Genomic DNA, 24,020 nt, shown 5'->3' with positions numbered 1-24,020 from the left:
TGTTACAAACTATGGCAAAAAATGTTGCAGCTCCTGGTTTTACTCCGCGTTCAGGTTCCGGGAAGGGTTCGTCAGCACGGCACTCATTACATGGGCGGCTATGGTGATGAATGCAATGCCCAGGGCAAATGCACCCGCTATTATAAATATCCACCCATTTATCTCCACCCGGTAGGCAAACCGCTGCAGCCAGCCATTCAACACCCTCCAGGCTACCGGCGAGGCAATAACAAACCCCAGTAGCACCAGCCGTAGAAAATCTTTGGAAAACAGGGCCATGATACTATACATGCCGGCGCCCAGCACCTTGCGTATGCCGATCTCTTTTATGCGCTGGCGGGTGGCAATATGCGCCAGGCCAAATAACCCGGCGCAGCATATCAATATAGAGAGCAATGCAGCCATGTGAATGATCTTCTTCCAGCGCAGCTCCTGGAAATAGGCGGCCGCGTTCTGCTCGTCCAGGAAGCTGTAATGGAAGGATGATCCCGGCAGCGCCTCCTGGTATGCTGCAGCCAGCGCCGCCAGGGCCTGCTGCTGTTTTTCTTTCTCCACTTTCAGCCAGATGTCCCCGCCAAACCAGTCGCTCCGGATCATGACCATCGGCTGGATGCGTTCCCGCAGGGAGCCAACATGAAAATCCTTTACTACACCGATAATGGTCCGGACCTCCCTGTCAAAATATTCGTCCGTTCGTATCTGCGCACCGACCGGGTTGCGAAGGCCGGCCGCTTTTACAAAGGCCTCGTTCACAATGGCGCCGTTCCGGCCGCCGGCAATGCCGCCCTGTAAATTATGCCCTTCCTTTAATGTAATGCCCAGGGCTGGCAGGTAATGCTCATCGATCACCCGGTGCACGGCCATTACCGTGCTGTTCCCGGTCTTTACCGCGGACGCGCCTCCGCGGATGCCGCCAAAGGATATTTCCCGGATGCCCGGCCTGCCGGCAAGCCGGCTTTTCAGCAACTCCTGCACGTGCTGAAGGTCCCGGTCGCCGGTAATGCTGGTATGCACCACCTGGTGCGGCTCATACCCCAGGTCTTTGGTCCGTACATAATCCATCTGCCGGTAAAACACCAGGGTAGCCAGCACCAGGAAAACGGCGCAGGCGAACTGCACTACGATGAGCGCCCTGCCCGGAATATTGCGGCCTACCAGCTTTTGCCTGCCGTACAATGCCGCTATCATGCCGTAACCGGACAATACATAGGCGGGGTAGGCACCGGTAAGCACCACGATCAGCGCCAGCGCCGGCGTGCCATACAAGAGCAGCCTGGCGTCCAGCATATCCGAAAAAAGGATCTCCTTCCCGGACAGCGTATTGAACAGCGGGAGCGCCATCCAGGTAAACAGTATTGCCAGCAGGCAGCCAGCCAGGCAAAGTGATCCTGATTCCGCCAGGAACTGCAGCATCAACTGCCTGCTGCTGCTCCCGTTTATTTTTCTAACCCCTACTTCCCGGGTCCTTCCAAGCGACCCCGCGAGGGTGATGTTGACGAAATTGATGCCTGCCATTAAGAGGATAAAGGCGGCAATGCCCAGCAGGATGCGGGAAAAAACCGGGTTGCTGCCATTGATAACCCCTCCCTCCCGGCTGTCTCCCGGCTGGTATAAGGGGTGCAGGTGCATGTCTGTAATGCGCTGCAGCCCGTAATGCACCAGGGGCGCCGGGCCGTTTTCCTCCCCCTGTGCCGCCAACTGCGCTTTCGCCGCCGCGGCGCTCACCCGGTCAAACTTCCGCGCTACCGCGTTCATGTCCGCGCCGGGCTGCAGCACTATAAATGTGCTGAGGTACTGGTTCAGCCAGTCCCTGTCATCAAAGGAAAGCTGCAGGAATCTGAAAGAAAGCAGCACGTCAAACCGGATGGATGAGTGGCGGGGCGGGTCTTTCACTACGGCAGTAATGACCAGGGGCTTTCCCAACCGGCGCGCGGAGGGGTCGGCCTCCATGGTAAGCAGGCGGCCTGTTACCTCCGTACTGTTAAAGTATCTCAACGCCGTACTTTCCGTAATAACGGCAGCGCCAATGTCGTTCAGTGCTGTTCGCGGATCTCCCTTTATCAGGCGGAAAGAGAATGCATCAAGAAAATTATCGTCCACGAATAATAGCTGTTGTTTCAGCACTTTACCATTGGCGGCAAGATCACCGTAAATATCCCCGCCCATTACCCTGACGTACTGCTGCACCTCCGGCACCTGCGCCTGGAAAGCCGGGCCCTGCACCTGCCCGGTGCCGCCCAGGGTCTGCGGCTTGTCTCCCGGCTGCCTGGTTACGGTGGTGGTTATACGATACAGGTTGGGCGCCTGCTCATGAAAGGCATCATAGCTGTGCTCATCTTTCATGTACAGTACTGCCAACAGCAGGCAGGTGATACCGGTAGCCAGCCCGGTTATGTTGATAACTGTGTAAAGCGCGTGCTTCCGGTGATGGCGAAAAGCGATCCTGAGGTAATTTATGATCATATATATATGGTGACTATTCTGTTCTTAAACTCTTTACAGGATTGATCAGTGCAGCCCTTACCGACTGCCCGCTCACCGTTACCAGCGCAATCAGCAATGCGCCGATCCCGGTTGCCGCAAATATCCACCAGGAAATTGCGGTACGGTACTCATACCCTTCCAGCCAGCGCTGCATACCGTAATAGGCGATGGGCGCGGCAATCACGAGCGCAATCAATACCAGCAGCAGGAACTCCCCTGACAGCAGGTGCCACAGGTTAAGCACGGAAGCGCCCAGCACCTTGCGTATCCCGATCTCCTTGGTGCGCTGTTCCGCCATGAACAGGGCCATGCCGAACAACCCCAGGCAACTGATGAAGATGGCCAGTATGGCGAAGCTGCTGGCCAGCTTACCGATGCGGGTTTCCGTATCAAATTTGCGTGCGTATTCCTCATCTACAAACTGGTAGTCGAACGGCTGGGCCGGTGAATATTGTTTGAAAACGGCCCCAATTTTAGCCAGCGCCGTGCGGGCGCTCATTTTGGGATCCAGCTTCAGTATTACATAGCTGTCCGGGGGCTTCGTCATCGCAAAAATGGAAGGACGTACCTGCCGGTAGGGAGATTCGGTGATCATGTCCCGGATCACGCCAATCACGGTGTAGGGCTTGCCGCCCCATTTAATGACCGCTCCTACCGGTTTTTCAAGTCCCATAAACCTGACGGCGCTTTCGTTGATCACAAAAGCGGCCGAATCCGTTGCAAAGGCGGCGGAGAAATCCCGGCCTTCCCTGAACCGCCAGCCCACTGTTTTACCAAATTCATATGATACTATTGTAAAGGGGAAATCAACGGATTGGGCCGGGTCTTTACCCTCCCAGGTGAAATCACCTTCCGTGCTCCAGGACTCCGTTACCGGGCTGCTGGAGAGCGCCATTTCCGTAACAGCACCTGCTGATTGCAGTTCCTGCCGGATGGTGGCAAAGTGATCGTAGATATCGTAGGTAAGCATTTCCATCATCACCAGCCGGTCATAATTATACCCCATAGGCCGGTCCCGTGCATGCTGCACCTGCCGGAACACAATGATTGTTCCTATGATCAAAATAATGGACACGGTAAACTGTCCTACTACCAGCATCTTGCGGGGCATGGCAGCCCAACGTCCTGCCCGGAAAGTGCCCTTTAATACCTTTACCGGGCGAAAAGCGGAAAGGTACAGCGCCGGATAGCTGCCAGCCATCAAGCCGGTAAGCAGGCTGCCACTCAATATGCCTGTCCAGAACAGGGGATTGCTCCAGGGTATATGGACCTGCTTGCCGGCCATGTCATTGAACACCGGCAGCAGCAATTGTACCAGCAGCAGGGAGCATCCCAATGCCAGCATCACCACCAGCAGGGATTCGATGAAGAACTGTGCAACCAACTGCCCACGTAGTGACCCTATTGTTTTGCGGATGCCTACTTCCTTTGCCCGCTTTTCAGAGCGGGCGGTGCTCAGGTTCATAAAGTTGATGCAGGCCAGCAGCAACACAAATCCGCCGATGATGCCGAACAACCATACCAGTTCTATGCGGCCGCCGGTATTAACACCGTTCTCAAATGATTCATACAAATGCCATTCACGCATAGGGTGCAGGAATAAGACCGGTTGTTTGGAGGCGGCTTCCGCTTCACTAATATATTTGCGTTTTAAGTCCCTGATCACGGCAGATGCCTGCTCCATACTCACATGGTCTGCCACCTGCACAAACAATTGAAAGCTGTTGCTGCCCCAGGAACCGGTAGTGCCCCTGATCCAGGTATCTGTTTCCAGCATCAGTTTCCAGGGAGCCATAAAGGTCATGTCGGCAAAAGCGCTGTTGTGCGGCAGGTCCTTAAATACACCGGCCACTTTCACATCCTGCTTATTATCTACCCGGATAATCTTACCCAAAGGATCTGCGTCGCCAAAGAAGGTTTTGGCCAGCGATGCGGACAGCAGGATGGAATGAGGGTCGTCCAACGCTGTACGGCTGCCGCTGATCATTTGCAGGTCCAGCATTTCCGGGCCCTGCGGCTCCATGAAGTTGCCCTCTTTTATGAATTTCTTTTCACCTGCCGACAGCAGACGGGTCTGCGTCCAGGACGACATGATCACCGCCGAAAAATAATTGCCGCAGTTATTACGCACCGCCTCTCCTACCGGGTATGGCATGGCGGTCCAGCTTCGGATGCTGCCGTTAAACGACTGGTTTTGCATCACCTGTGCAATGCGGTCGTAATTTTTATTGTACCGGTCATAAGTCAGCTCATCCCTTATCCAAAGGCCGATGAGCATGGCCACCGCCATGCCGGCAGCCAGGCCCGTGATATTGATGAAAGCATGCAGCCTATTCTTCAACAGGTTGCGGAAGGCAGTCTTCAGGTAGTTTTTCAGCATATCAGTAGTTTAGCCGTTAAAGGCGCACGCCAATAGTGTACCGGAAATTATGTAGCTGCCAATCAATTAATTAAGTGTGAAGCCATGTCCGGTTGCGATACAGGGGTGTCCGCTTTCGGTCATACCAGCTCATCCACCCGGCGTATCACCTCCAAACATGCCCTGCTGTTGTGATAAGGACATTTCCAGAAGCCGGCCTTATCCTGCCCGGGCATTACGGTCAGGTTGCCGGTTACGCCCCAGAACCATTCCCCGTGCTGCTTGTCCAGCAGGTATTTTTTTACGAAGGCCCAGGCATCCAGGGATTGCTGCAGGTAACGGTCCTCCCCGCTCTGCTGGTAGGCATTGAGGAAGCCCACCATGGCTTCCGCCTGTACCCACCAGTGTTTTTCCGCGTTCATGTGGCGGGAAGCCGGTTCATATTCATAGCGCATGCCACCGGTGCTGTCCAGCCCTTCCGCAGCGGCATTGGTCAGGGCCATGCTCACCGCCTTCACCTGCTGCGTGAGCTCGCTGTCATGTAGCAGGTGGACCGCTTCCGGCAGCAGCCAGGCGGCCTCAATGTCATGCCCGTAGGACACCAGGGGGGACGGGTGCCGCCACTGGTCGTCAAAGAACAGGATGAGGTGATGGTTGCCGGCGTTAACGATGTGATCAATGAACACTTTTACCAGGTAGTATAGCTGGGTGCGCAGGCCATCATCCGGCCATACACGGTATAAATTCGTATAGGCTTCCAGTACATGCAGGTGGGTGTTCATGGTTTTGGCGGCATTGTCGTCCTTGTCGCTGAGCCGGGTGTCTGCTATGCGCGCCCACTGGCGGGAAAAAGCGTCTATATATCCCTTGCGCTGCGGGTCAAAGCTGTGGCGCTCCAGCAGCTCATAAATATGAATGGCCCAGTCCAGCGCGGGCTGGTGCTTTGTATGCCGGTAATATTCGCTGAGCGCGTAAATGGCGAAGGCCTGCCCGTATACCTGCTTGCGCATATCCTGCGGGCTGCCGTCTGCCGCTACGGACCAGTATACACCGCCGTATTGCTGATCGCGGAAATGCTGCTGCAGGTAATCATAAGCCCTTTGCGCAAGGGATAACCAGTCCGCATTGCGATCAAACCCGTAAGCCGCTGCAAAGGTCCAGAGAATGCGGGAGTTGAGCACGCCGCCCCTGGGGGCGCCGGGCTGTATCTCGTTGGCATTATTCAGCGCGCCGTAAAAGCCGCCCTGCGCGGTATCTACCGTATGCGACTGCCAGTAGCGGAGAATGTTGTACAGCTCCTCCTTTACTTCCTCACGGTAACGAATAAGCGGTGTTTGCATGAGACAGGTATTGTTTGTTCTTGTTGATGATGCGGTATACAGTGTTCACAGTCTCGGCGGAACGGCCGCCATCTGCGGGGCTGTGCGTCACATAATCCAGCAGTTGCTGCACACTGCTAACGGCCACGTGCATGCGGGTATCTGAAGAGCCGTAGTAGATGAGCACCCTGCCATCGTCGTCTGCTATCCAGCCGTTGGAGAACACTACGTTTGACACGTCGCCGATGCGCTCCTCCCCTTCCGGTGCCAGGAAATAGCCCGCCGGCTTGTGAGTGATGCGGGCCAGGTCCTGCAGGTCTGTCATGAACATGTACAGCACATAACGCAGGCCGGCGGCGGTGTTGCGCACCCCGTGGGCCAGGTGCAGCCAGCCCTGCTCCGTTTTAATGGGCGCAGGCCCCAGGCCGTTCTTCACTTCATATACCGTATGGTAGGCCTTGCCGTCCAGGATGCTTTCCTGCGTGATCACCGGGCGGGTAATATCGCTGCACAGGCCAAAGCCGATGCCGCCGCCGGTGCCGGCCTCAATGAAGCCGTCCTGGGGACGGGTGTAAAAAGCGTACTGCCCCTGTACCAGCTCCGGGTGCAATACCACGTTGCGCTGCTGCGGCGAAGGCGTTTGCAGGTCCGGCAGGCGCTCCCAGGATTGCAGGTCCCGGGTGCGCACAATACCGCAGCCCGCCAGCGCGGCAGACTGGTCGTACGGCGCCGCTGCCGGGTCTCTCCGCTCCGTGCAGAACAGGCCGTAAATATAGCCATCTTCATGGGCTACCAGCCTTATGTCGTAGATATTGATATCCGGGTCTTCCGTTTCAGGGATCTGTACCGGGTAGTCCCGGAAGCGGAACTGGTCAATACCGTTGGGGCTCTCTGCAATGGCAAAGAAAGATTTGCGGTCCACGCCCTCTACCCTGGCCATCAGCAGGTACCGGCCCTGCCATTTGATGGCCCCGGCATTGAAAGCGGAATTGATGCCAAAGCGCTCCATCAGGAAGGGGTTGGACGCGGGGTCCAGGTCGTAACGCCAGAACAGGGGCGCATGCCCGCCGGTCAGTACGGGGTAGCGGTAACGCAGAAAGATGCCGTTGCCCGGCAGGATGGGCTCATTGGGCCTGGTCACCAGGGTTTGGTATGCCTGCTCCAGTTGCGCCAGCCTTTCACTGTAGTGATTCATGGTTCTAAATATTAAGTGTGTAGTGAAAAGTGAAAGGTGAAAAGTGAATGGTGAAATAGGATGCTTTCACCATTCACTTTTCACTATTCGCTATTAAGGTGTTTCCACCAGGTTTTTCTCAATATGATGCAAGCCGCTACCAGTATGGCAACGGTAAGGGCTAATGGCCACTGCATGGACAGCACCAGGTAAATGGGCAGCAGCGTGAGGCAGAGCTGGGCAATAATGCCCAGCAGCACGTTGAACATGTCTGCGCCGAATCTTTTATTGGGCCGGAAACCGGGATCTTCCGCCACTACCTGCGCATGCACCGGTTTCCACCAGCCCCAGGGGCGCACGGTACGGTAAAAATGCCTGAGGGTCGCCATGTCCGTGGCGGGGGCCGCATAGGTGCCGGCAATACAGCCCGCCAGGGACACCAGGAATATCCATGGGAAATAGTACAGCCCCAGGGTATGCGGGAACAGGTGCGGGAAAATAAGCGCCGGCACAATACCGGCCAGCATGCCCCAGAAAAAGCCGTTGCCGTTAAAACGCCACCAATGCCATTTCAGCACATTGGCAGCCACGTAGCCCCCATACAGGGCAGACACGATCCACTGCAGCACGCTGTTCACATCCCGGGCAAAGAGGCCCAGCACGATGCTCACCAGCGTCACCAGTATGCCGGAGCCATAGTTCATGAAAGCAATGCTGCGGTTGGACGCCTGCGGCCGTACATATTTCAGGTAAATATCGTTCACGATATAAGCCTGCGCCGCATTGAGGGTGCCGGCAAAAGTGCCCATGAAGGCGGCCAGCAAACCGGCCAGCAGCAGGCCGGTAAGGCCCACCGGCACAAAATTGGAGATGGCCGACGGCAGTATCTTTTCAAAATCAACGCCCTGGGGCGTGGCCAGGTTCAACTGGTCGTAGTACAACAGGGCCAGCACGGCAAAGCCGATGATCATGGAATAGCGCACCGGTATCAGCACCACGGACACAATGCCGCTCATCATGGACGCCTCTTTGGGCGAGCGCGTGGAGAGCACTTTCTGCATGTCGTAATTGGGAGCAGGACCGGCCAGGCTGGCCAGGATGCCTTTGAACACCATCATCATGAAGAACACGCCGAACAGGGAGAAGCCGTCGCTGCGGATCTTGTCGTTCACCTCGCGTATGATACGGCTCCAGTCCAGTTGCAAACGCATGCCAAAGAAGGGGTTGTACCAGCCCTCCGGCACCGGCAGCGCCCGCCCCGCCAGGTTGCGGTAAGCGATCACCGCAATGGTCAAGGCCGCCACGGTCATGATCAGGTACTTGATGGCATCGGCCCATACCACGCTGTTCATACCGCCCATTACGGCGTAGAACACGGCAAACAGGGTAAAGAGGATGCCATAGCAATGCGGCACATATTCCGCGCTCACCTCGAAAGGCACATAGGGCTGCACCGCCTGCCAGGGCACAAATATCTCCACGAACTTGCCCAGCCCTATAAAGCCATAGGCCAGGAAGCCCAGGCAACTGATGAGCGCAAACACCACCACGATGGTATGGGACAGGGCCGCGCCCCGCCCGGCGCCGAAGCGGGTATTGATCCATTCCGCGCCCGTGGTCACATTGGAGCGGCGCAGCCAGGCAGACAGGTACACCATCATGAACACCTGGTTAAAGGAAGGCCAGAGCCAGGGTATCCAGATGCTTTTGAGGCCGTACACAAATGCCAGGGTCACCATCCACATGGTGCCGGAAATATCGAACATATCCGAAGCGTTGGAAAGCCCCAACATGTACCAGGGCAGGGATTTGCCGCCCAGCATATATGCGTCTTTGCCGGCCCTGGCCTTTTTCTTCAGCAGGATGCCAACGGCGATCGTGGACAGCAGGTATACCAGGATAATGAACAGGTCTACGGTGGCTAATTTCATCTATTGTTTTTTGGGTTGCAGGTCCGGCAGGAAAAGCGTTCGCTTGTCTGCCCGGAACTTTTTAAAATCGGCGGCGCTGGCCTGGCCGGGAAAGGGTGCATAGTAATGGTCCGGCCGGCCGTTGCGCCATACCAGCACATAGGACAGCGGGTAGGGCTGCAATGCGGGTAGCAGGGTTTGCGTCCACCAGTTGGGTTCCGGTATCCTTTCGAGGCCGGTTTCCGTAAGCGCGGGTATTTTATGATGCGCGGCCGCTACCTGCGCCAGCACCTGCAGGCGCTGCTCCAGTTGCTGCCGGTATTGCGCGGCGCTGCCGTACTGGTACAGGTCAAAACCGATGATATCCACGAACGCGTCGCCGGGATAGCGCTCCAGGTACCGGGCGGCATCGCTGAAATCCGCTGCGGAATAGGCATACAGCAGGTTATGTACCTGCTTTACCGCGCCCAGGTAGTTGACGGTGAACTGCCAGAGCGTTCTGAACTCCGTGGTGGTGCAATGGCGTTGTCCCCACCAGAACCAACTGCCGGTATGCTCATGGAACGGCCGGAAGATAACGGGAATGAGCGAACTGTCTGCCGCCCGCAGGCTGCCCATAAAAGCCGCTACTTTGTCCAGCCAGGCCGTATAGGCCGCATGGCTGCTGCCACCGGGCAGGATGGCGGTCACGGCCAGGGAAGTGTCCCAGGTGGAGCCGCCACTCACGGGATTATTGCTATGCCAACTGATGCTGTTCACCCCTCCCCTTTCATGCACGGTACGGATGTAGGCGCGCATACTGTCAAAGGGCACGCTGTCCAGGTTATGGGGGCTGCCCAACTCCAGGTGGCCCAGGTCCCAGCCGTACATCGCAGGCCACTGGCCGCAGGCGTCCTTTACGTCCGAACGGTTATGGATGTACTTCCAGCCAACGCCGTAGGCCATATCGTCCTGGTGGCCAAACATGATGCCGCGCTGCCGCAGCGCCTGCAGGCGGGCGTACAATTGCCGGGTTGACGGGGTGGCCGCCGCATCGGCAGGGCCGGGTTGTGCAGGCAACGTTGTTGGCTGTACGAACAGGGCCAATAGCGTAATTGTCAGGAGATGTTTCATCGTTGATTTTACATTCTTTTTTTCAATACCCTGGGTTATTCGTCTCTATCAGTTTGTTCCCGGCAATTTCCTCCTGCGCAATGGGATAGAGCTTTTGATATGCCTGGCGGGGACGACCGGCGTCATTCATGGTTTGCAGCCAGGTACCCCAGCGGACCAGGTCCCAGCGACGCTGGAACTCGCCATACAGCTCAAACCTTCTTTCGTCCCGCACCTTCTGGCGGAAGGCGCTTTTGTCCAGGCCGGACAAGGGGGCCAGGCCGGCGCGCGCCCTTACCGCGTTAATGGCGTTGTAGGCCACGGCGGTAGGGCCGTTCACTTCATTCTCCGCTTCGGCCAGCAGCAGCAGCACGTCTGCATAGCGCAATATAATGGGATCGTTGCCATTTTCATCCTTTGCCTGGGCATTGGGGTCGGTATATTTCAGGCTGTAGTAGCGCGGAGAGCCGTAAATGGTGCTCCCGTTCAGAGTGTAGGTGTTCTGCCCGTAACCGCCGCCGCCATCGTATTCCTGGCCCCAGGTGCCGGTGTTGGTGAGCACGGCGCCGGCCGGCACCTGGGAAATGTGATAAAAGGTACTGCCTCCCTGGTCTTTCCAGGCAGACCAGATGGCGGAGCCAAAGGCCACCCTTTTATCGCCCGCTTCAAATGTATTGACAAAGTCTGTACGGACGCTCACGAAGCCGCCGCTGCCGCCACCGCTGTAAAAGCCCTGCGGGGAGAAATAACCGGGCAGCTCGGAGCCCTGGTTGGGCGAGTGCGTGGCCGGTATGGCAAACAGTATCTCGTTGCTCAGGTGCTGCGTGGGCTCGTCAAATATTTTCATGTAATCCGTTTCCAGGGCCGGGTAGCCGTTGGCGTTGGCCATGTCCACTACGGCCTGCGCCGCGGCAACCGCCCGGGCATAGTATTGCGGCTGCTTCAGCTCATCACCGGCCATGTGCATGTATACCTTGGCCAGCATCCCCATGGCGGCAGCTTTGGTGGGACGGCCGCGGTCAGACGCCGAATAGTTGCCGCTGTAGGTTTCCGGCAGTATGTCCGCCGCCTGCTGCAGGTCTGCCACCACCTGCGCGTATACGTCCGCTACCGGGCTGCGGGCAATGTCCATGGACTGGGAAGGATCATAGGCTTCCAGGCGCAGGGGCACATCGCCGTAGCGCCTTACCAGCTCAAAGTAGCAGTAGGCGCGCAGGAAATGCGCCTCTCCCTTAATACGGCTGATCAGCTCCGCATTGCCGCTGACCTGCGCCGCGTATTTCAGCACCAGGTTGGCGCGCTGCACTACATAGTAGAAGCCCGTCCAGGGGCGTTGTATATACCACTGGCCGGCCTGGTTGCCACTATAGCCGCCGGCCAGCCAGTTTTCCAGCAGCAGGTCGTCGTCCTCTCCTATCACGGCCGACCAGGCCGGGGAGATCCAGAGGTCCCAGGTCATCAGGTTCTTATACACCCCGTTCACGCCCAGCAGCAGCTCCTGGTCCGTTTCATAGAAGGCTTCCGGGTCCTTGAAATCGTATACTTTTTCTTCCAGCGCCTTTTTGCAGGACATGCCGGCGCCGAGGGTGAAGGCCGTTAAGGCTATTGCGAATATTTTCTTTGCGTGTTTCATGATCGCTTCTTTTACGTGGAACAATATCAGAATGTAACGTTAGCGCCTATACTGATGGTACGGGACTGCGGGTAGCTGCCCAGGTCCACGCCGCGCATGTTGGCGTTCTCAAATGCGCTCACTTCCGGGTCATAGCCGGTATAGTCGGTGAAAGTAAAGAGGTTCACCGCGTTGAGGTAGATGCGCAGGGCGGCAATACCGCGGATGCGGGGCACGTTGTAACCCAGTTGCACATTCTTCACGCGGATATAGGACCCATCTTCCAGGAACAGGCGGGAGAAGCGGCTGGCCGTGGTGTTGGACTGGTTGGCCTGTATCACGTCCGTGCTGGTGCCTTCTCCCCTCCATATCTTGTTGTACACATCCCGGGGAATGTTGCCGGAGCCATTCAGCGTATAGAAATTGAGCAGGTTGGTGTTGATCACGTCATTGCCCTGTACGCCGGTGAGCAGCACGCTCAGGTCAAAATTCTTAAAGCTGAAATTGTTGGTAAAGCCCCAGGTAAAATCCGGGTTGATATCGCCGATCTGCGTGCGGTCCAGGTCATTCACCGCGCCATCGCCGTTACGGTCCTTAAAGCGGGTTTGTCCCACCCTCGCGTCGGACTGGATGGCGATGTAATCGTCCACCTCTTTCTGGTTCTGGAAAATGCCGTCTGTTTCATAGCCCCATACGGCGCCAATGGGCAGTCCCACCTTCTGGATGAAAGGCCTTACGTCCAGCCCGTAGCCAGCGCCCAGCCGGTCGGCGAACTGCTGGTCCACGTTGCCCAGGTCCGTGATCTCGTTCCTGTTCACGGAAAAGTTGGCGGCGATGTTCCATTTAAAATCACCGTTGAACACCTGGCTGCCCAGTTCCAGCTCAATGCCGCGGTTACGCACGCTGCCGGAATTGATAGCCATGGTGGTGTAGCCGCTGGTGGGCGGCAGGGTGATCTGCTGCAGCAGGTCGCGGGTATTACGCTGGTATACGTTCACGGTAAAATTGAAACGGTCTGCAAAGGCGGCGTCCAGCCCGATGTTGAACTGCCCGCTGTGCTCCCAGCCCAGGTCCTTGTTGGGCAGCGTGGTCTCGTTCACGCCGGACACCACCTGGTTGGCCATGTTGGCGATCACACCGGACAGCACGCCTTTGGAAGCGTAGGGAGAAATGGCCTGGTTGCCGGACTCACCGTAACTAAGGCGCAGCTTCAGGTCGGAGAACAGGTTCATATTCCGGATGAAGTCCTCTTCGCTCAGGCGCCAGGCCAGGGCAACGGAATGAAAATAATCCCATTTGCGGCCTTCCGCAAGGCGGGAGGAGCCATCTGCACGGAAGGTGTAGGTAAAGAGGTATTTCTCGTCATAGTTATAATTAGCGCGGCCTATAAACGACGCCAGTTGCCACTGCTGCGTGCCGGAGTTGACAGGCGCGGTGGAAAGCCCGTCCTGCAGGCGGTAGTAGCCCAGCTTGTCGTCCGGGAAGTTCCTGGACTCGGAGGTACGGTAGCGGCTCATGCTTCTTTCGTAGGAGAAGCCGCCAAGGAAGTCGAAACGGTGCCGGTCTATTTCCTGTTTATAGGTCAGCAGGTTTTCCGTAAGTATGCTGGTATAGGTGCTGTTGCTCACAATGGCCTTGCCGTTGGTAGCGCGGCCTTCGGACACCGTGCGGGGGTAATAGGTTTCGTTCAGTTGTTCAAAATAGTTGGCCCCTACGCGCGCCTGGAACATCAGCCCTTTTACAATGTCCACGTAGGCGTTAAAGCCGCCGAAGCCGTTGGTAATGGTCTGCCGGCTCTTTACTTCATCTGTATAGCGCAGCGGGCTGGCGCCAAAGCGGTTGAAGATGTCCTGTGAAACGGTGCGGTCCGTTTTATAATCTATTACCTGCACCTGGTTGTTGCTATCTATCGTATAGTAAGGAATGGGCTGGTAATTGAGCGCGCCCCTTACAATCCCGCCTTCCAGGCCGGCGGTACCGGCGGAGGTGCGCACCAGGTTGTTGGTAGAGCGGGTCAGGGAAAGGTTGGTGGAAGTCCTTACGCGGTCCAGCACCTGGTTGTCCAGGTTCACGCGCACGCCCCCACGCTTGTAGCTGGAACCTTTGATCACGCCTTCCTGTACCAGGTAGTTGCCCATCACGGCATAGGTGTTCTTGTCCTTGCCGCCGGAAATGCCCAGCTCATAGTTCTGTATGCGGGCATTGCGGTAGATCTCGTCCTGCCAGTCAATGCCTTCCCCGAAATGCTGGCGTATCTGCTCCGGGGAAAGCTTGCCGTTGATGCCACTGTAGGGCAGATCGTTGCCGGAAAAGCCGGCGTTCGTATAGGCTTCGTTCACGTACTCCGCATATTCCCAGGCATTGAGCATGTCCAGTGTTTTGGTAACGGAGGCAATGCCCTGGGAGGTGTGCAGCGTGATCTTCCCCCTGCCGGCCTTGCCTTTTTTAGTGGTGATCAGCACTACGCCGTTAGCGCCGCGGGAGCCGTAGATGGCAGTGGCGGAGGCGTCTTTCAGCACCTCGATGGACTCAATATCCGCCGGGGAGATGGTGGATAATACATTGGTGTTGGTCATCATGTTATGATTCGGCTCCTGGGCGCCCATCTGGTTGATGGAAGCCCGGGCATTGGCCACCGGCACGCCATCTATTACATACAGCGGTTCCGAGCTGCCCAGCAGGGTGCTGGTGCCGCGCACCTGCACGCTAATGCCACCGCCGGGCGCCGCATCGTTCTGGGAAACGGCCACGCCGGCCAGGCGGCCCTGCAGGCCCTGCTCCAGGGAGCTCACGGCGGACTTGGTGATCTCGGCGCCTTTTACAGAGGCCACGGTACCGGTGAGGTCCCGTTTCCTGACCATGCCATAGCCCACTACCACCACATCGGAGAGGCTGGTGCTGGACGGCTGCAGGGCAACGTTAACGGCAGTACGCTGCTGTACGGGTACTTCCCGTGTTTCCATGCCGGTGAAGGTGATCACCAGCGTAGCGCCGGCGGGCGCATTGATGGAATACCTGCCATTGCCGTCTGACACGGCTGCTATATTGCTGTCTTTTACACGGATGGTGGCCCCGGGCAGGGGGCTGTTCTTTTCATCGGTAACAGTCCCGGTAACGGTCCTGTTCTGTGCAAACAGGGATAGTCCATACAGTAACAGGAAGCAACTGTAAATGGAGACTTTTTGTATCAGGTTCATAACGGAAGAATTTGAACCAAAACTACTCTTATTACCTACGCATAGTTGATACTTTTTTATCTGATCATTGTCTTTAAGACACATTGCATTCTAAACACTTCTTGATTACCTGTCATAAATGCCCGTTAAACGGCATATTCATCAAATTATCCTGTCTGCATTATTTTGATATTATTTTATCCATTATCTTTGATACATTCAACATTCCCGTTATGATGAGAGCAGCTATTCATACCAATATTTTACGGGAGATCACGCCGCTCACGCAAAGCGACTGCTTTATGATCTTTGCCCGTACCAAGCAGCAATTTGATTTTCCCTTACATTACCACGAGGAGTTTGAGCTGAACCTGATCCTGAACGCCAAAGGCGCGCAGCGCATCGTAGGCGATCACATAGATACCATTGAAGCGGAAGAGCTGGTGCTGGTAGGCCCTAACCTTACCCACGGCTGGTTTACCCACGAGTGCCGCAGCCCGGAGATCACGGAGATCACCATCCAGTTCCACAAGGATCTTTTTGATGACAAGCTGCTGCGAAAGAACCAGCTCAGCTTTATGCGCAGCATGTTTGAGAAGGCGGCCAACGGCATCCTGTTCTCCCCGGAAACCATCCGGCAGCTCACGCCCCGCCTGCTCACCCTCAACCAGCAAACCGGCTTCGACTCCGTGCTGGAGCTGATGTCTATCCTGCACGACCTGTCCATTTCGCGGAATATGCGCACCCTGTCGGACACTACTTTCCACAAAGGACAGTTCAATTACAACAGCCGGCGCATCGAGAAGGCCTTTGAGTACATGAACAATAACTACGACAAACCCATCAGCCTGACCGATGTAGCCAGGCTGGTGAATATGACGGAGGTTTCGTTCAGCCGTTTCATTAAGAAATGTACAGGCAATACCTTTATAGACAGCCTGAACGAGATCCGGCTGGGGCATGCCTGCCGCATGCTGGTGAATACCACGCAGGCGGTGGCGGAAATATCCTACAGTTGCGGCTTTAACAATATTTCCAACTTCAACCGCCTTTTCAAGAAAAAGAAGGGATGCACGCCCAAGGCGTTCCGGGAAAGCCTGTCGGGCACCCGAACCTTCATTTAACGCTGTACCGCGAACCATTTAGCCTGGTATTTGTATAACTAATACAAAAACGGCTGCTTATGCACAGCAATCACCATGCTTCCCTCCTCCTGGCACTCCTGCTGGCGGCTGCCTGCCAGTCCGGCCAGCGCCCGGACACCAGCGCACAAACAGTGGACTCGCTGATACCGGATACCATCGCTTCCGTACCGCCCGATGTGTCGATGGCGGACCCCTATGTAACGCAACTGGAGGGCCAGGATACTGTATTTGAGGACGGTACTGTCCCCTCCTCCTGGGCGGATGCCGGTTTTGATGATCCTGCCGGGTTCAAGCATTTCCTGCTGCGCTTCAAGGAATGGGTGCGCACGGACAATGTGGACAGCGTAGCGGCGTACATTGATTTTCCCATCCGGGGATATCAGACAGCGGCGCAGTTCAAAGGGCAGTACGCCACTGTTTTTGATGAGCAGATGAAGGAGATGGTGGCCCGGCAGCGGCTGGACCGGGTATTCCGCAACTACCAGGGCGCTATGCTGGGCGAGGGGCAGCTATGGTTTGCGGACCAGGAAGGAAAGGGATACAGGATCATTGCGATCAATAAGGAGTAGCCCGTTGTGATTTCCTTAACATAATAAAGGCTATCTTTGTCCTGTCATCGGAATAAAGCGTTTTCTCATTTCATTTCTGCTGCCGGTCGTGTAATACATGATATCCCTAAGCAGCTCCTATCAATTTGATTTCCGCACTTTTATTTCAATCTTTCATTCCAGCACAATTGTTTTTTATGATTGCTATACTCATTTTCTTTATAGCACTTTGGTATTTATCCCTGTTCTCCCAAACCTTTTTCCAGCACCGGTATGCCGCGCACGGCGCTTTCAAGATGAGCAAAGGCTGGGAACGGTTCTTTTTCATATTCGCCTATATAACGCAGGGATCGTCGTATATGAGCCCGCGGGCGTATGGGGTGATGCATCGTATGCACCACGCCTTTACGGATACGGAAAAAGACCCGCATTCCCCGCAGTATTCCCGCAACGTATTTGCCATGATGTGGCGTACCCGGAATATCTACCAGGATATTTTCAAGGGCAGGATGGCCGTTGAAAAACGTTTTACCAGGAATGTGCCGGACTGGCCGGCCTTTGACCGCTGGGCCGGTTCAGGCATCAGCCGTATATTATGGACGGCGGCCTATGTTACATTTTTCATTTTCTTTGCCACCTCGCCCTGGCTATACCTGTTGCTGCCTATCGTTATTCCCATGGGCGCCGTGCATGGTGCGATCATTAACTGGTTTGCCCACAAATACGGGGAAGCCAATTTCAAGCTGACCAATACCGCCAGGAACCTGTTCAAGCTGGATGTGTTCATGCTTGGGGAGTCTTATCACAACAACCACCACAAGCATCCTTCCGCCATTAATTTTGGCGTGAAATGGCATGAGCTGGACCCGGTGTACCCGGTGATCCTTTTCCTGAAATGGCTGCGTATCATTAAGGTGCCGGCCGTAAAACCACCGTTTACTCCTTCTTCACCTGGAACATTCTCACCTTTCCTTTATACTGCACCTGCAGGAAATACAACCCGCTGCCCAGGCCGCTGAGCGATACCTCGTTGCGGTTGCCGCCCGGTAGCACCACTTCTTTTACCAGGCGCATATCCGTTGAAAATACGCGCGCAATGATATTCCCTTTGTTCAGCGTAGTGCCGTAATCAAGGTACAACTGGTCGCGCGCGGGATTGGGATAGATGCGCATGTCCGGCAATAATTTTGCAGCCGGCGTTGTTGCTTCTACCAATTGCTCCACCAGCGGAGCCAGGCTGAACGCGTTATACGGGTCTATATAAAAGTTGCCGCATTCCGGGCGCGGGATCACCCGCTCAAATGGCCGCAGCACATCGCGGTAGCCGGTAAATATCAGGCGGGGATAGTTGTAGGACACCGGCGTAACGCCCAGTTGGTAGCGGGTAACCGGGGGTTGGTGCAGCTTGATGCAATTGCCGGTGCCATCGTTCAGGTCGCGGATCAGCACATTGGTAAAGGTCCGTTGCTGGGGACTGAGAAACGCGTCTGCATTATCCAGGATGGCAAAACGGTCCCGGCCGGCGGACTTGATCTCCAGGCCCCTCCTGGCCACATAGCTGCTGTTCATGCCGGGGAAAGTGCTGAACTCTGCCAGGCCGTACAGGCCGCCGGCATAGCGCAGCCAGAGGAAGAACACTTCCGTTTTCACATTCGTATAGTAGCTGCCGGTATAGCCGGTGAGATAAAGATAATAGTTGTTCCCGCCCAGGTCTCGGAAAACCAGGTCATTAGCGGCTTCGGGACCGGCGTCGCCAATGTGGCTCACGGTGATCACGCCGCCGCTTTCCTTGATGTCCAGCAGCAGCACCTGCTTGTTGACCGCCCCGGAGGCATTCACCAGGTCAATATACCCGGTAATGAAGAATTCATCACTGCCGGGCGCATTGGTATGCCGAACTATTTTGCTGCCGGACAACGCCTGCCCGCCGGAAAGCTTTTCTATCACGATGGGAATGCCGGCAGCCGTAAAAGCGCCGTACAGCAGGCGGCGGGGGCCGGAAAAGGTGGACCCGCATTCCTCTATATAGCCGGTAAGGGCAATGTTCCGGTCGGCCGCTTCTGCCAGGGAAAGCGCCTCCGCGTTGCAGCCATTCAGGAAATACTGGTAGGTCCACAGCACGGCGCCTGCCTGGTTGAGGCGGGTCATCAGCACACGGTTCTGCTGGCCCGGCACATCGCTGAAACGGCCGGCCAGCACCAGGTCGCTGTTGCTGACCTCTATAATATCGTTGTATTCGATCAATGCCTGCGCCGTGGTGCCGTTAAGGGATGCAAAATGCACCCGGTAGGCCCAGACCAGGTTCAGGTTTTCATCCATCCTTACTACCAGGGGCGTGGAATGCACCGTTTGCCCGTTGATCTGGTTGGAGGAGCGGATAATATAGCCCAGCAGGTAATATCCTTTTACCAGTTTGGCCTTGATGATCTTTTTGGGCAGCAGGTACTCCGTGGGCGATCCGGGCTGGAGATTGATCTGCTGCGTGAGGAAATTGCCGGTCTTGTCAAATTCATCCAGGGTAAGGCCGCGCGTGGAAGGGTCCCGGGTGAAGTTCTTGCTCCACATCAGGAAGGCCCGGGCCACGGGACTGGACGGCGGCGGCGTATCCACCACGAAGCTGGCGGCCTGGTAATCATAGTCCACAGCGAACTGGTTGAAGTACAATTGCTGTGCGTTCTGGGCGTAAGACGCCACAATGGCCAGGAAAAAGGCCGGGAAAAACAGGGTAAAACATTTTTTCATACAAACGGGGTTTTAATAGTAAAGGGATGCTTCAGGTGCTTTCGACTACAGTACTGTATCAGTAACGCGATATTAGCACAAGTGCCTGCACATTTTACCGCAGTGAGGCGGCTGGTGGTCTGCAAGGCAGCAGGCATGATGCTTGCACTGCTCCCCGTATGGAACAAGCTGCACAAACGCCCCCCTACCAATCGGATATCAACACGGTCAGCCAGCAATGGAAAACAGATGCTGCCAAAGGCATCTCCCCGGAGGAAGCCGCGCAACGGCTGGAACAATATGGCTGGAACGTGATCGAAGCCACCCGGGGCCGGTCCACCTGGCAGATATTGCTGCACCAGCTCAGGAGCGCCGTGGTATACCTGCTGCTGGCGGCGGCGGCCCTCTCCGCCTTTTTCCAGGAATGGGCAGACGCCATCGCCATCCTGCTGGTGATCGTCGTGAATACCGTCATCGGCTTTATCATGGAATACCAGGCTGAGCACTCCATGGAGGCCCTGCGGGAAATGACGCAACTGCGCGCCCGCGTGATACGCAACGGCCGCACGCTGGAGATACCCGTGGAAGAAATTGTGCCCGGCGACCTCCTGTTCCTCGAAGCAGGCGACCTGGCGCCGGCGGATGGCAGGATCGTGGAAGCCTCCCAGTTGCAGGTAAACGAGTCGGCGTTGACCGGCGAGTCCGTACCTGTGGAAAAAAATACCCAGGCACTGGAGGGAAAAACGCCCCTGGCAGAACGCCACAACATGCTGTTCAAAGGCACCTACATCAGCAACGGCAACGCCCGCATGATCTGTACCGCTACCGGTATGCAAACGGAGCTGGGCCACATTGCCACCATGGTGGACGAAGCCGCAGCCGGCACCACCCCGCTGGAAAAGAAGTTGGAAGGCTTCAGCCGCCGGCTGATGGGCATTACCCTCATTATCGTGCTGGTGATCTTTGTAGCCGGTATCCTCAACCGGGTAGCGCTGCTGGATATGCTCTCCACCGCCATAGCCCTGGCCGTGGCGGCCATCCCGGAGGGGCTGCCCATTGTGGCCACCCTGGCGCTGGCCCGGGGCATGCTGCGCATGGCCCGGCACCAGGTGATCGTAAAACGGCTGTCTGCCGTGGAAACCCTGGGCGCCACCACGGTGATCTGCACGGACAAGACCGGCACACTCACGGAGAACAGCCTGGAAGTAGCCGCCCTGGCCATGCCGCCGGAACAGGTGCTGGAAAAAGATCCCAACAAAGGCCAGCCGCTGGCGGAAAGCATCCCGGAAGAAGTGCGGGAAGGCGGGAACTACCGCTATATCCTGGACGTGGCGGTGCTGTGCAACAATGCCTCCCTGGCAAAGCAGAACGGCGGCTGGAAAGAGTCCGGCGACCCGCTGGAGACCAGCCTGCTGAAATTTGCCTGGCAAACAGATATGAACGTGGAGGAATACCGGCAGCGCTATCCCAAGGAAAAAGAGGCCACCTTCAGCTCGGAAACGCGGGTCATGGCCACCCTGCACAAAAAGGACCAGGGCTGGTTCATTGCCGCCAAAGGCGCTACGGAAAACCTGCTGGAATACTGCACGCAGGTGCTGGACAAGGGCGAGATAAAGGAACTAACTGAGCCGGATAAACGAAAATGGCTGCAGCGCACCGAAGAGCTGGCCGGCCACGGACTGAAACCCCTGGCCTTTGCCATGCGGGAGCCGGAACAGCCGGCGGAGGAGCTGCTGCGGGAGCTGGTGTTCCTGGGCGTAACCGGCTTCCTGGACCCGCCCCGGAAAGATGTGAAACAGGTGATCAAAGAATGCAGGTCCGCCCGCATTAAAGTGACCATGCTCACCGGCGATCACCCCGCTACCGCCCGCAACATTGCCGAACAACTGGGCATCGGCGAAAAGGAGCAGGATACCGTGATCAACGGGCGGGATATGAAAAGCTATGCGCAATTGCCTGCCGAAGACAAGGAGCGCTGGGCGCAGGCCGCCGTATTTGCCCGGGTAGACCCGCGGCAGAAGCTGGACCTGGTGAGCGTACTGCAGGAACGCGGGCAGATCGTGGCGATGACCGGCGACGGCGTGAACGATGCGCCCGCGCTAAAAAAAGCCGACATCGGTATTGCCATGGGCATACGTGGCACGCAGGTGTCCCAGGAGGTGGCGGACATGGTGCTGAAAGACGATGCTTTTACCTCTATTGTAAAAGCCATTGAGCAGGGCCGCGTTATTTTCGAGAACATACGCCGTTTTATTATGTTCCTGCTCTCCTGCAACCTCAGCGAGCTGCTGGTAATAGGCACAGCCGCCGCGCTGAACCTGCCCTTCCAACTGGTGGCCCTGCAGATACTGTTCATTAACCTCATTACGGATGTGCTGCCGGCCCTGGCCCTGGGCGTAACAGAGGGCAGCGAGGCGGTGATGGAAAAAGCGCCCAAAAACCCGGAACAGCCCATTATAGACCGCAAAAGATGGATCGCCATCTGGAGCTACAGCGCCGTTATTGCCGCTGCGGCCCTGGGCGCCGCCATCATGGATGCGGGCACGGAAAACGAGCAGGCGCCCAATAACGTGCTGTTCTTCACCCTCATATTCTCGCAGTTGCTGCATGTGCTGAACATGGTATCCGCCAAAGAGCCGCTGTTTAACAACGAGATATGGAAAAACAAGTATATATGGTTATCCATCGGTGTCAGCTCCCTGCTCACACTGCTGACGCTTTTTATACCCGCTTTGTCAAAAGTAATGCATGTGGGCGCTATGGAAAGCCGGGACTGGCTGCTGGTGGCTGCTTTCAGCGTGGGCGGCTTCGTGGTGGTACGGGTGCTGAAACAGGTACGGCTGATATTGTAGGGGCCTGGTATAAAGTAATAAAGTGACATAAAAAAAGGTCCCGGTGAAATACCGGGACCTTTACAGGTATTTAAAAGAAAGCTTAATCTATGCGTCTAACATTTACAGCATTCATACCTTTTCTGCCTTCCTGCAGCTCAAATTCAACCCTGTCATCGGCCTGGATCTCGTGAATGAGACCGTTTACGTGTACAAAAGTTTCTTTATTGGATTCATCATGTTTAATGAAGCCGAAGCCTTTTGTCTCGTTAAAGAACTTTACAGTTCCTTGAAATTTTGTGTTCATTTGTTAATTATTAAAAGAATGTAAAGGTGCAAGGTAGGCTTAACAGGCGAATAAACCAAAATTATATTACCTTACAGCCGAAACTGGCACTTTAACTTTTACTGATTTGCATTTATTCGCATATTTCCTTCTCAGTCGATCTTCAATTGCCAATCATTTAATTAGCGGGCTCAATCTATCATTACAACGTATGCCAAAAGTAACTTTTAATAACAGGAACGCTTTCTTTTTCCAGTCTTTGAAAGCAGCCGTAGAGACCTATTTCAGGGAAAACCGGTTAAAAAAGACGGGCAATCTCCGGCTCTACATGAAAACAGCGGTGCTGATACCGGGCGCGCTGGCCATTTACATTATCCTGCTCACGGGAATACTGCCGGCGGTGGCCGCCATCCTGCTCAGCGCCCTGCTGGGCTTTGTGCTGGCCTGCATTGGCTTCAACGTGATGCACGACGCCTGCCATGGCAGCTACTCGCGGAAAGCCTGGGTGAACGAGACCCTGGGCCTTACCCTGAATGCGCTGGGCAGCAACGCCTTCCTGTGGAAACAGAAGCACAATGTCATTCACCATACCTACACCAACGTGGACGGGCTGGATGACGACATCGCCAAAAGCCCGCTGATACGGCAGTGCAGCACACAGCCCTGGAAGCCGGCGCACCGCGTACAGCACCTGTACCTGCCGCTGGTGTACGGCATATCCTCCCTGGCCTGGGTATTCCTGACGGATTTTATGAAATACCTGAGCCGGAAAGTGCATAAAACACCCCTGCAGCCCATGCGGCTGAATGATCATATCGTTTTTTGGGCCAGCAAGGCGCTGTACCTGGTATTTTACATCCTGGTCCCCATTCTTTGCGTGGGCTGGCAGGGCTGGCTGCTGGGCTTCCTGGCCATGCACCTGGTGCTGGGCTTTACGCTGGCCATTGTTTTCCAACTGGCGCACGTGGTAGAGGAAACGGAGTTTGAAAGCGTGGCGCAGGAAGACAAGGTGATCGAGAACGAATGGGCCATTCACCAGGTGAAGACCACCGCCAACTTTTCGCCGCGGAACAAGGTGATATCCTGGCTGGCCGGCGGCCTCAATTACCAGATAGAGCATCACCTGTTTCCCCGCATCAGCCATATCCACTACCCGGCCATCAGCAAGATAGTAGCGGCCAAATGCGCGGAGTTCGGGCTCCCCTACCATAGCATGCCTACCATGATCGCCGCGGTCAGGTCCCATTTCCGTCTGATGAAGGCCATGGGCGTAAAACCGGCCCCGGCAGTGGTGCTGGCTAAACGCTAGCATCTCCCCTCCCTATTATTCGCAACAAGGTTGCATTTATACACAATTGTATTA

General features: G+C 56.0%; 15 protein-coding genes. 5 read left to right on the top strand and 10 right to left on the bottom strand.

Translation table 11 applies throughout. The features are described from left to right. Positions 1-39: 39 nt before the first annotated feature. The 8 genes from LX66_RS18270 to LX66_RS18235 form a co-directional block, all read right to left on the bottom strand. The gene (locus tag LX66_RS18270) at positions 40-2,463 is read right to left on the bottom strand and encodes an ABC transporter permease (RefSeq protein ID WP_145716234.1); all 2,424 of its coding nucleotides are present in this window, start codon (positions 2,461-2,463) and stop codon (positions 40-42) included. A 13-nt stretch (positions 2,464-2,476) separates the two neighbouring features. Beyond that, positions 2,477-4,864, bottom strand: coding sequence for an ABC transporter permease (locus LX66_RS18265; protein WP_145716232.1), 2,388 nt, complete (start codon positions 4,862-4,864; stop codon positions 2,477-2,479). 119 nt (positions 4,865-4,983) lie between these two features. Next, on the bottom strand, positions 4,984-6,183 hold the full coding sequence (locus tag LX66_RS18260) for an AGE family epimerase/isomerase (protein ID WP_145716230.1): 1,200 nt from the start codon (positions 6,181-6,183) through the stop codon (positions 4,984-4,986). Beyond that, on the bottom strand, positions 6,155-7,357 hold the full coding sequence (locus LX66_RS18255) for a glycoside hydrolase family 130 protein (RefSeq protein ID WP_145716228.1): 1,203 nt from the start codon (positions 7,355-7,357) through the stop codon (positions 6,155-6,157). Before LX66_RS18255 ends, LX66_RS18260 begins: the two co-directional genes overlap by 29 nt. An 83-nt stretch (positions 7,358-7,440) precedes the next feature. After that, on the bottom strand, positions 7,441-9,267 hold the full coding sequence (locus tag LX66_RS18250; RefSeq protein WP_145716226.1) for a sodium:solute symporter family protein: 1,827 nt from the start codon (positions 9,265-9,267) through the stop codon (positions 7,441-7,443). Beyond that, positions 9,268-10,359: a glycoside hydrolase family 26 protein gene (locus LX66_RS18245; RefSeq protein ID WP_145716225.1), complete on the bottom strand. Its 1,092-nt coding sequence runs from the start codon at positions 10,357-10,359 to the stop codon at positions 9,268-9,270. A gap of 22 nt (positions 10,360-10,381) precedes the next feature. Beyond that, positions 10,382-11,971 (bottom strand): RagB/SusD family nutrient uptake outer membrane protein, encoded by a 1,590-nt coding sequence (locus LX66_RS18240; RefSeq protein WP_145716224.1) that lies wholly within the window; start codon positions 11,969-11,971, stop codon positions 10,382-10,384. 26 nt (positions 11,972-11,997) lie between these two features. Beyond that, positions 11,998-15,147: a SusC/RagA family TonB-linked outer membrane protein gene (locus LX66_RS18235; protein WP_158642672.1), complete on the bottom strand. Its 3,150-nt coding sequence runs from the start codon at positions 15,145-15,147 to the stop codon at positions 11,998-12,000. A gap of 212 nt (positions 15,148-15,359) precedes the next feature. Here LX66_RS18235 and LX66_RS18230 point away from each other — a divergent pair, with 212 nt between their 5' ends. The 3 genes from LX66_RS18230 to LX66_RS18220 all read left to right on the top strand — a co-directional run bounded on the left by LX66_RS18230 (position 15,360) and on the right by LX66_RS18220 (position 17,838). Further along, positions 15,360-16,250 carry a helix-turn-helix domain-containing protein gene (locus LX66_RS18230; protein WP_244620447.1) on the top strand — a complete coding sequence of 297 codons (891 nt, stop codon included), beginning with the start codon at positions 15,360-15,362 and terminating at the stop codon, positions 16,248-16,250. Positions 16,251-16,309: 59 nt separating this feature from the next. After that, positions 16,310-16,840 (top strand): hypothetical protein, encoded by a 531-nt coding sequence (locus LX66_RS18225; RefSeq protein WP_145716222.1) that lies wholly within the window; start codon positions 16,310-16,312, stop codon positions 16,838-16,840. A gap of 176 nt (positions 16,841-17,016) precedes the next feature. Further along, the gene (locus LX66_RS18220; RefSeq protein WP_244620446.1) at positions 17,017-17,838 is read left to right on the top strand and encodes an acyl-CoA desaturase; all 822 of its coding nucleotides are present in this window, start codon (positions 17,017-17,019) and stop codon (positions 17,836-17,838) included. Here the strand turns inward: LX66_RS18220 and LX66_RS18215 are convergent. Beyond that, positions 17,756-19,561, bottom strand: a complete 1,806-nt coding sequence (locus tag LX66_RS18215; protein ID WP_145716221.1) for a T9SS type A sorting domain-containing protein — start codon at positions 19,559-19,561, stop codon at positions 17,756-17,758. The two genes, LX66_RS18220 and LX66_RS18215, sit on opposite strands and share 83 nt — an antisense overlap. Positions 19,562-19,719: 158 nt before the next feature. On the opposite strand from LX66_RS18215, the gene LX66_RS18210 reads away from it, so the two are divergent. Continuing rightward, complete coding sequence (locus LX66_RS18210; protein WP_145716219.1) at positions 19,720-22,392, top strand: cation-translocating P-type ATPase; 2,673 nt, start codon at positions 19,720-19,722, stop codon at positions 22,390-22,392. Between the two features lie 82 nt (positions 22,393-22,474). Here LX66_RS18210 and LX66_RS18205 read toward each other — a convergent pair whose 3' ends face one another. After that, positions 22,475-22,678: a cold-shock protein gene (locus LX66_RS18205; RefSeq protein ID WP_145716217.1), complete on the bottom strand. Its 204-nt coding sequence runs from the start codon at positions 22,676-22,678 to the stop codon at positions 22,475-22,477. 190 nt (positions 22,679-22,868) lie between these two features. On the opposite strand from LX66_RS18205, the gene LX66_RS18200 reads away from it, so the two are divergent. Beyond that, complete coding sequence (locus LX66_RS18200; protein ID WP_145716215.1) at positions 22,869-23,966, top strand: fatty acid desaturase family protein; 1,098 nt, start codon at positions 22,869-22,871, stop codon at positions 23,964-23,966. The last annotated feature ends 54 nt before the right edge of the window (positions 23,967-24,020 follow it).

Source organism: Chitinophaga japonensis (assembly GCF_007830125.1).
Lineage (GTDB): Bacteria > Bacteroidota > Bacteroidia > Chitinophagales > Chitinophagaceae > Chitinophaga > Chitinophaga japonensis.
Note: the sequence above shows the minus strand (reverse complement) of the source record. Positions and strands in the feature narration are given on the sequence as shown.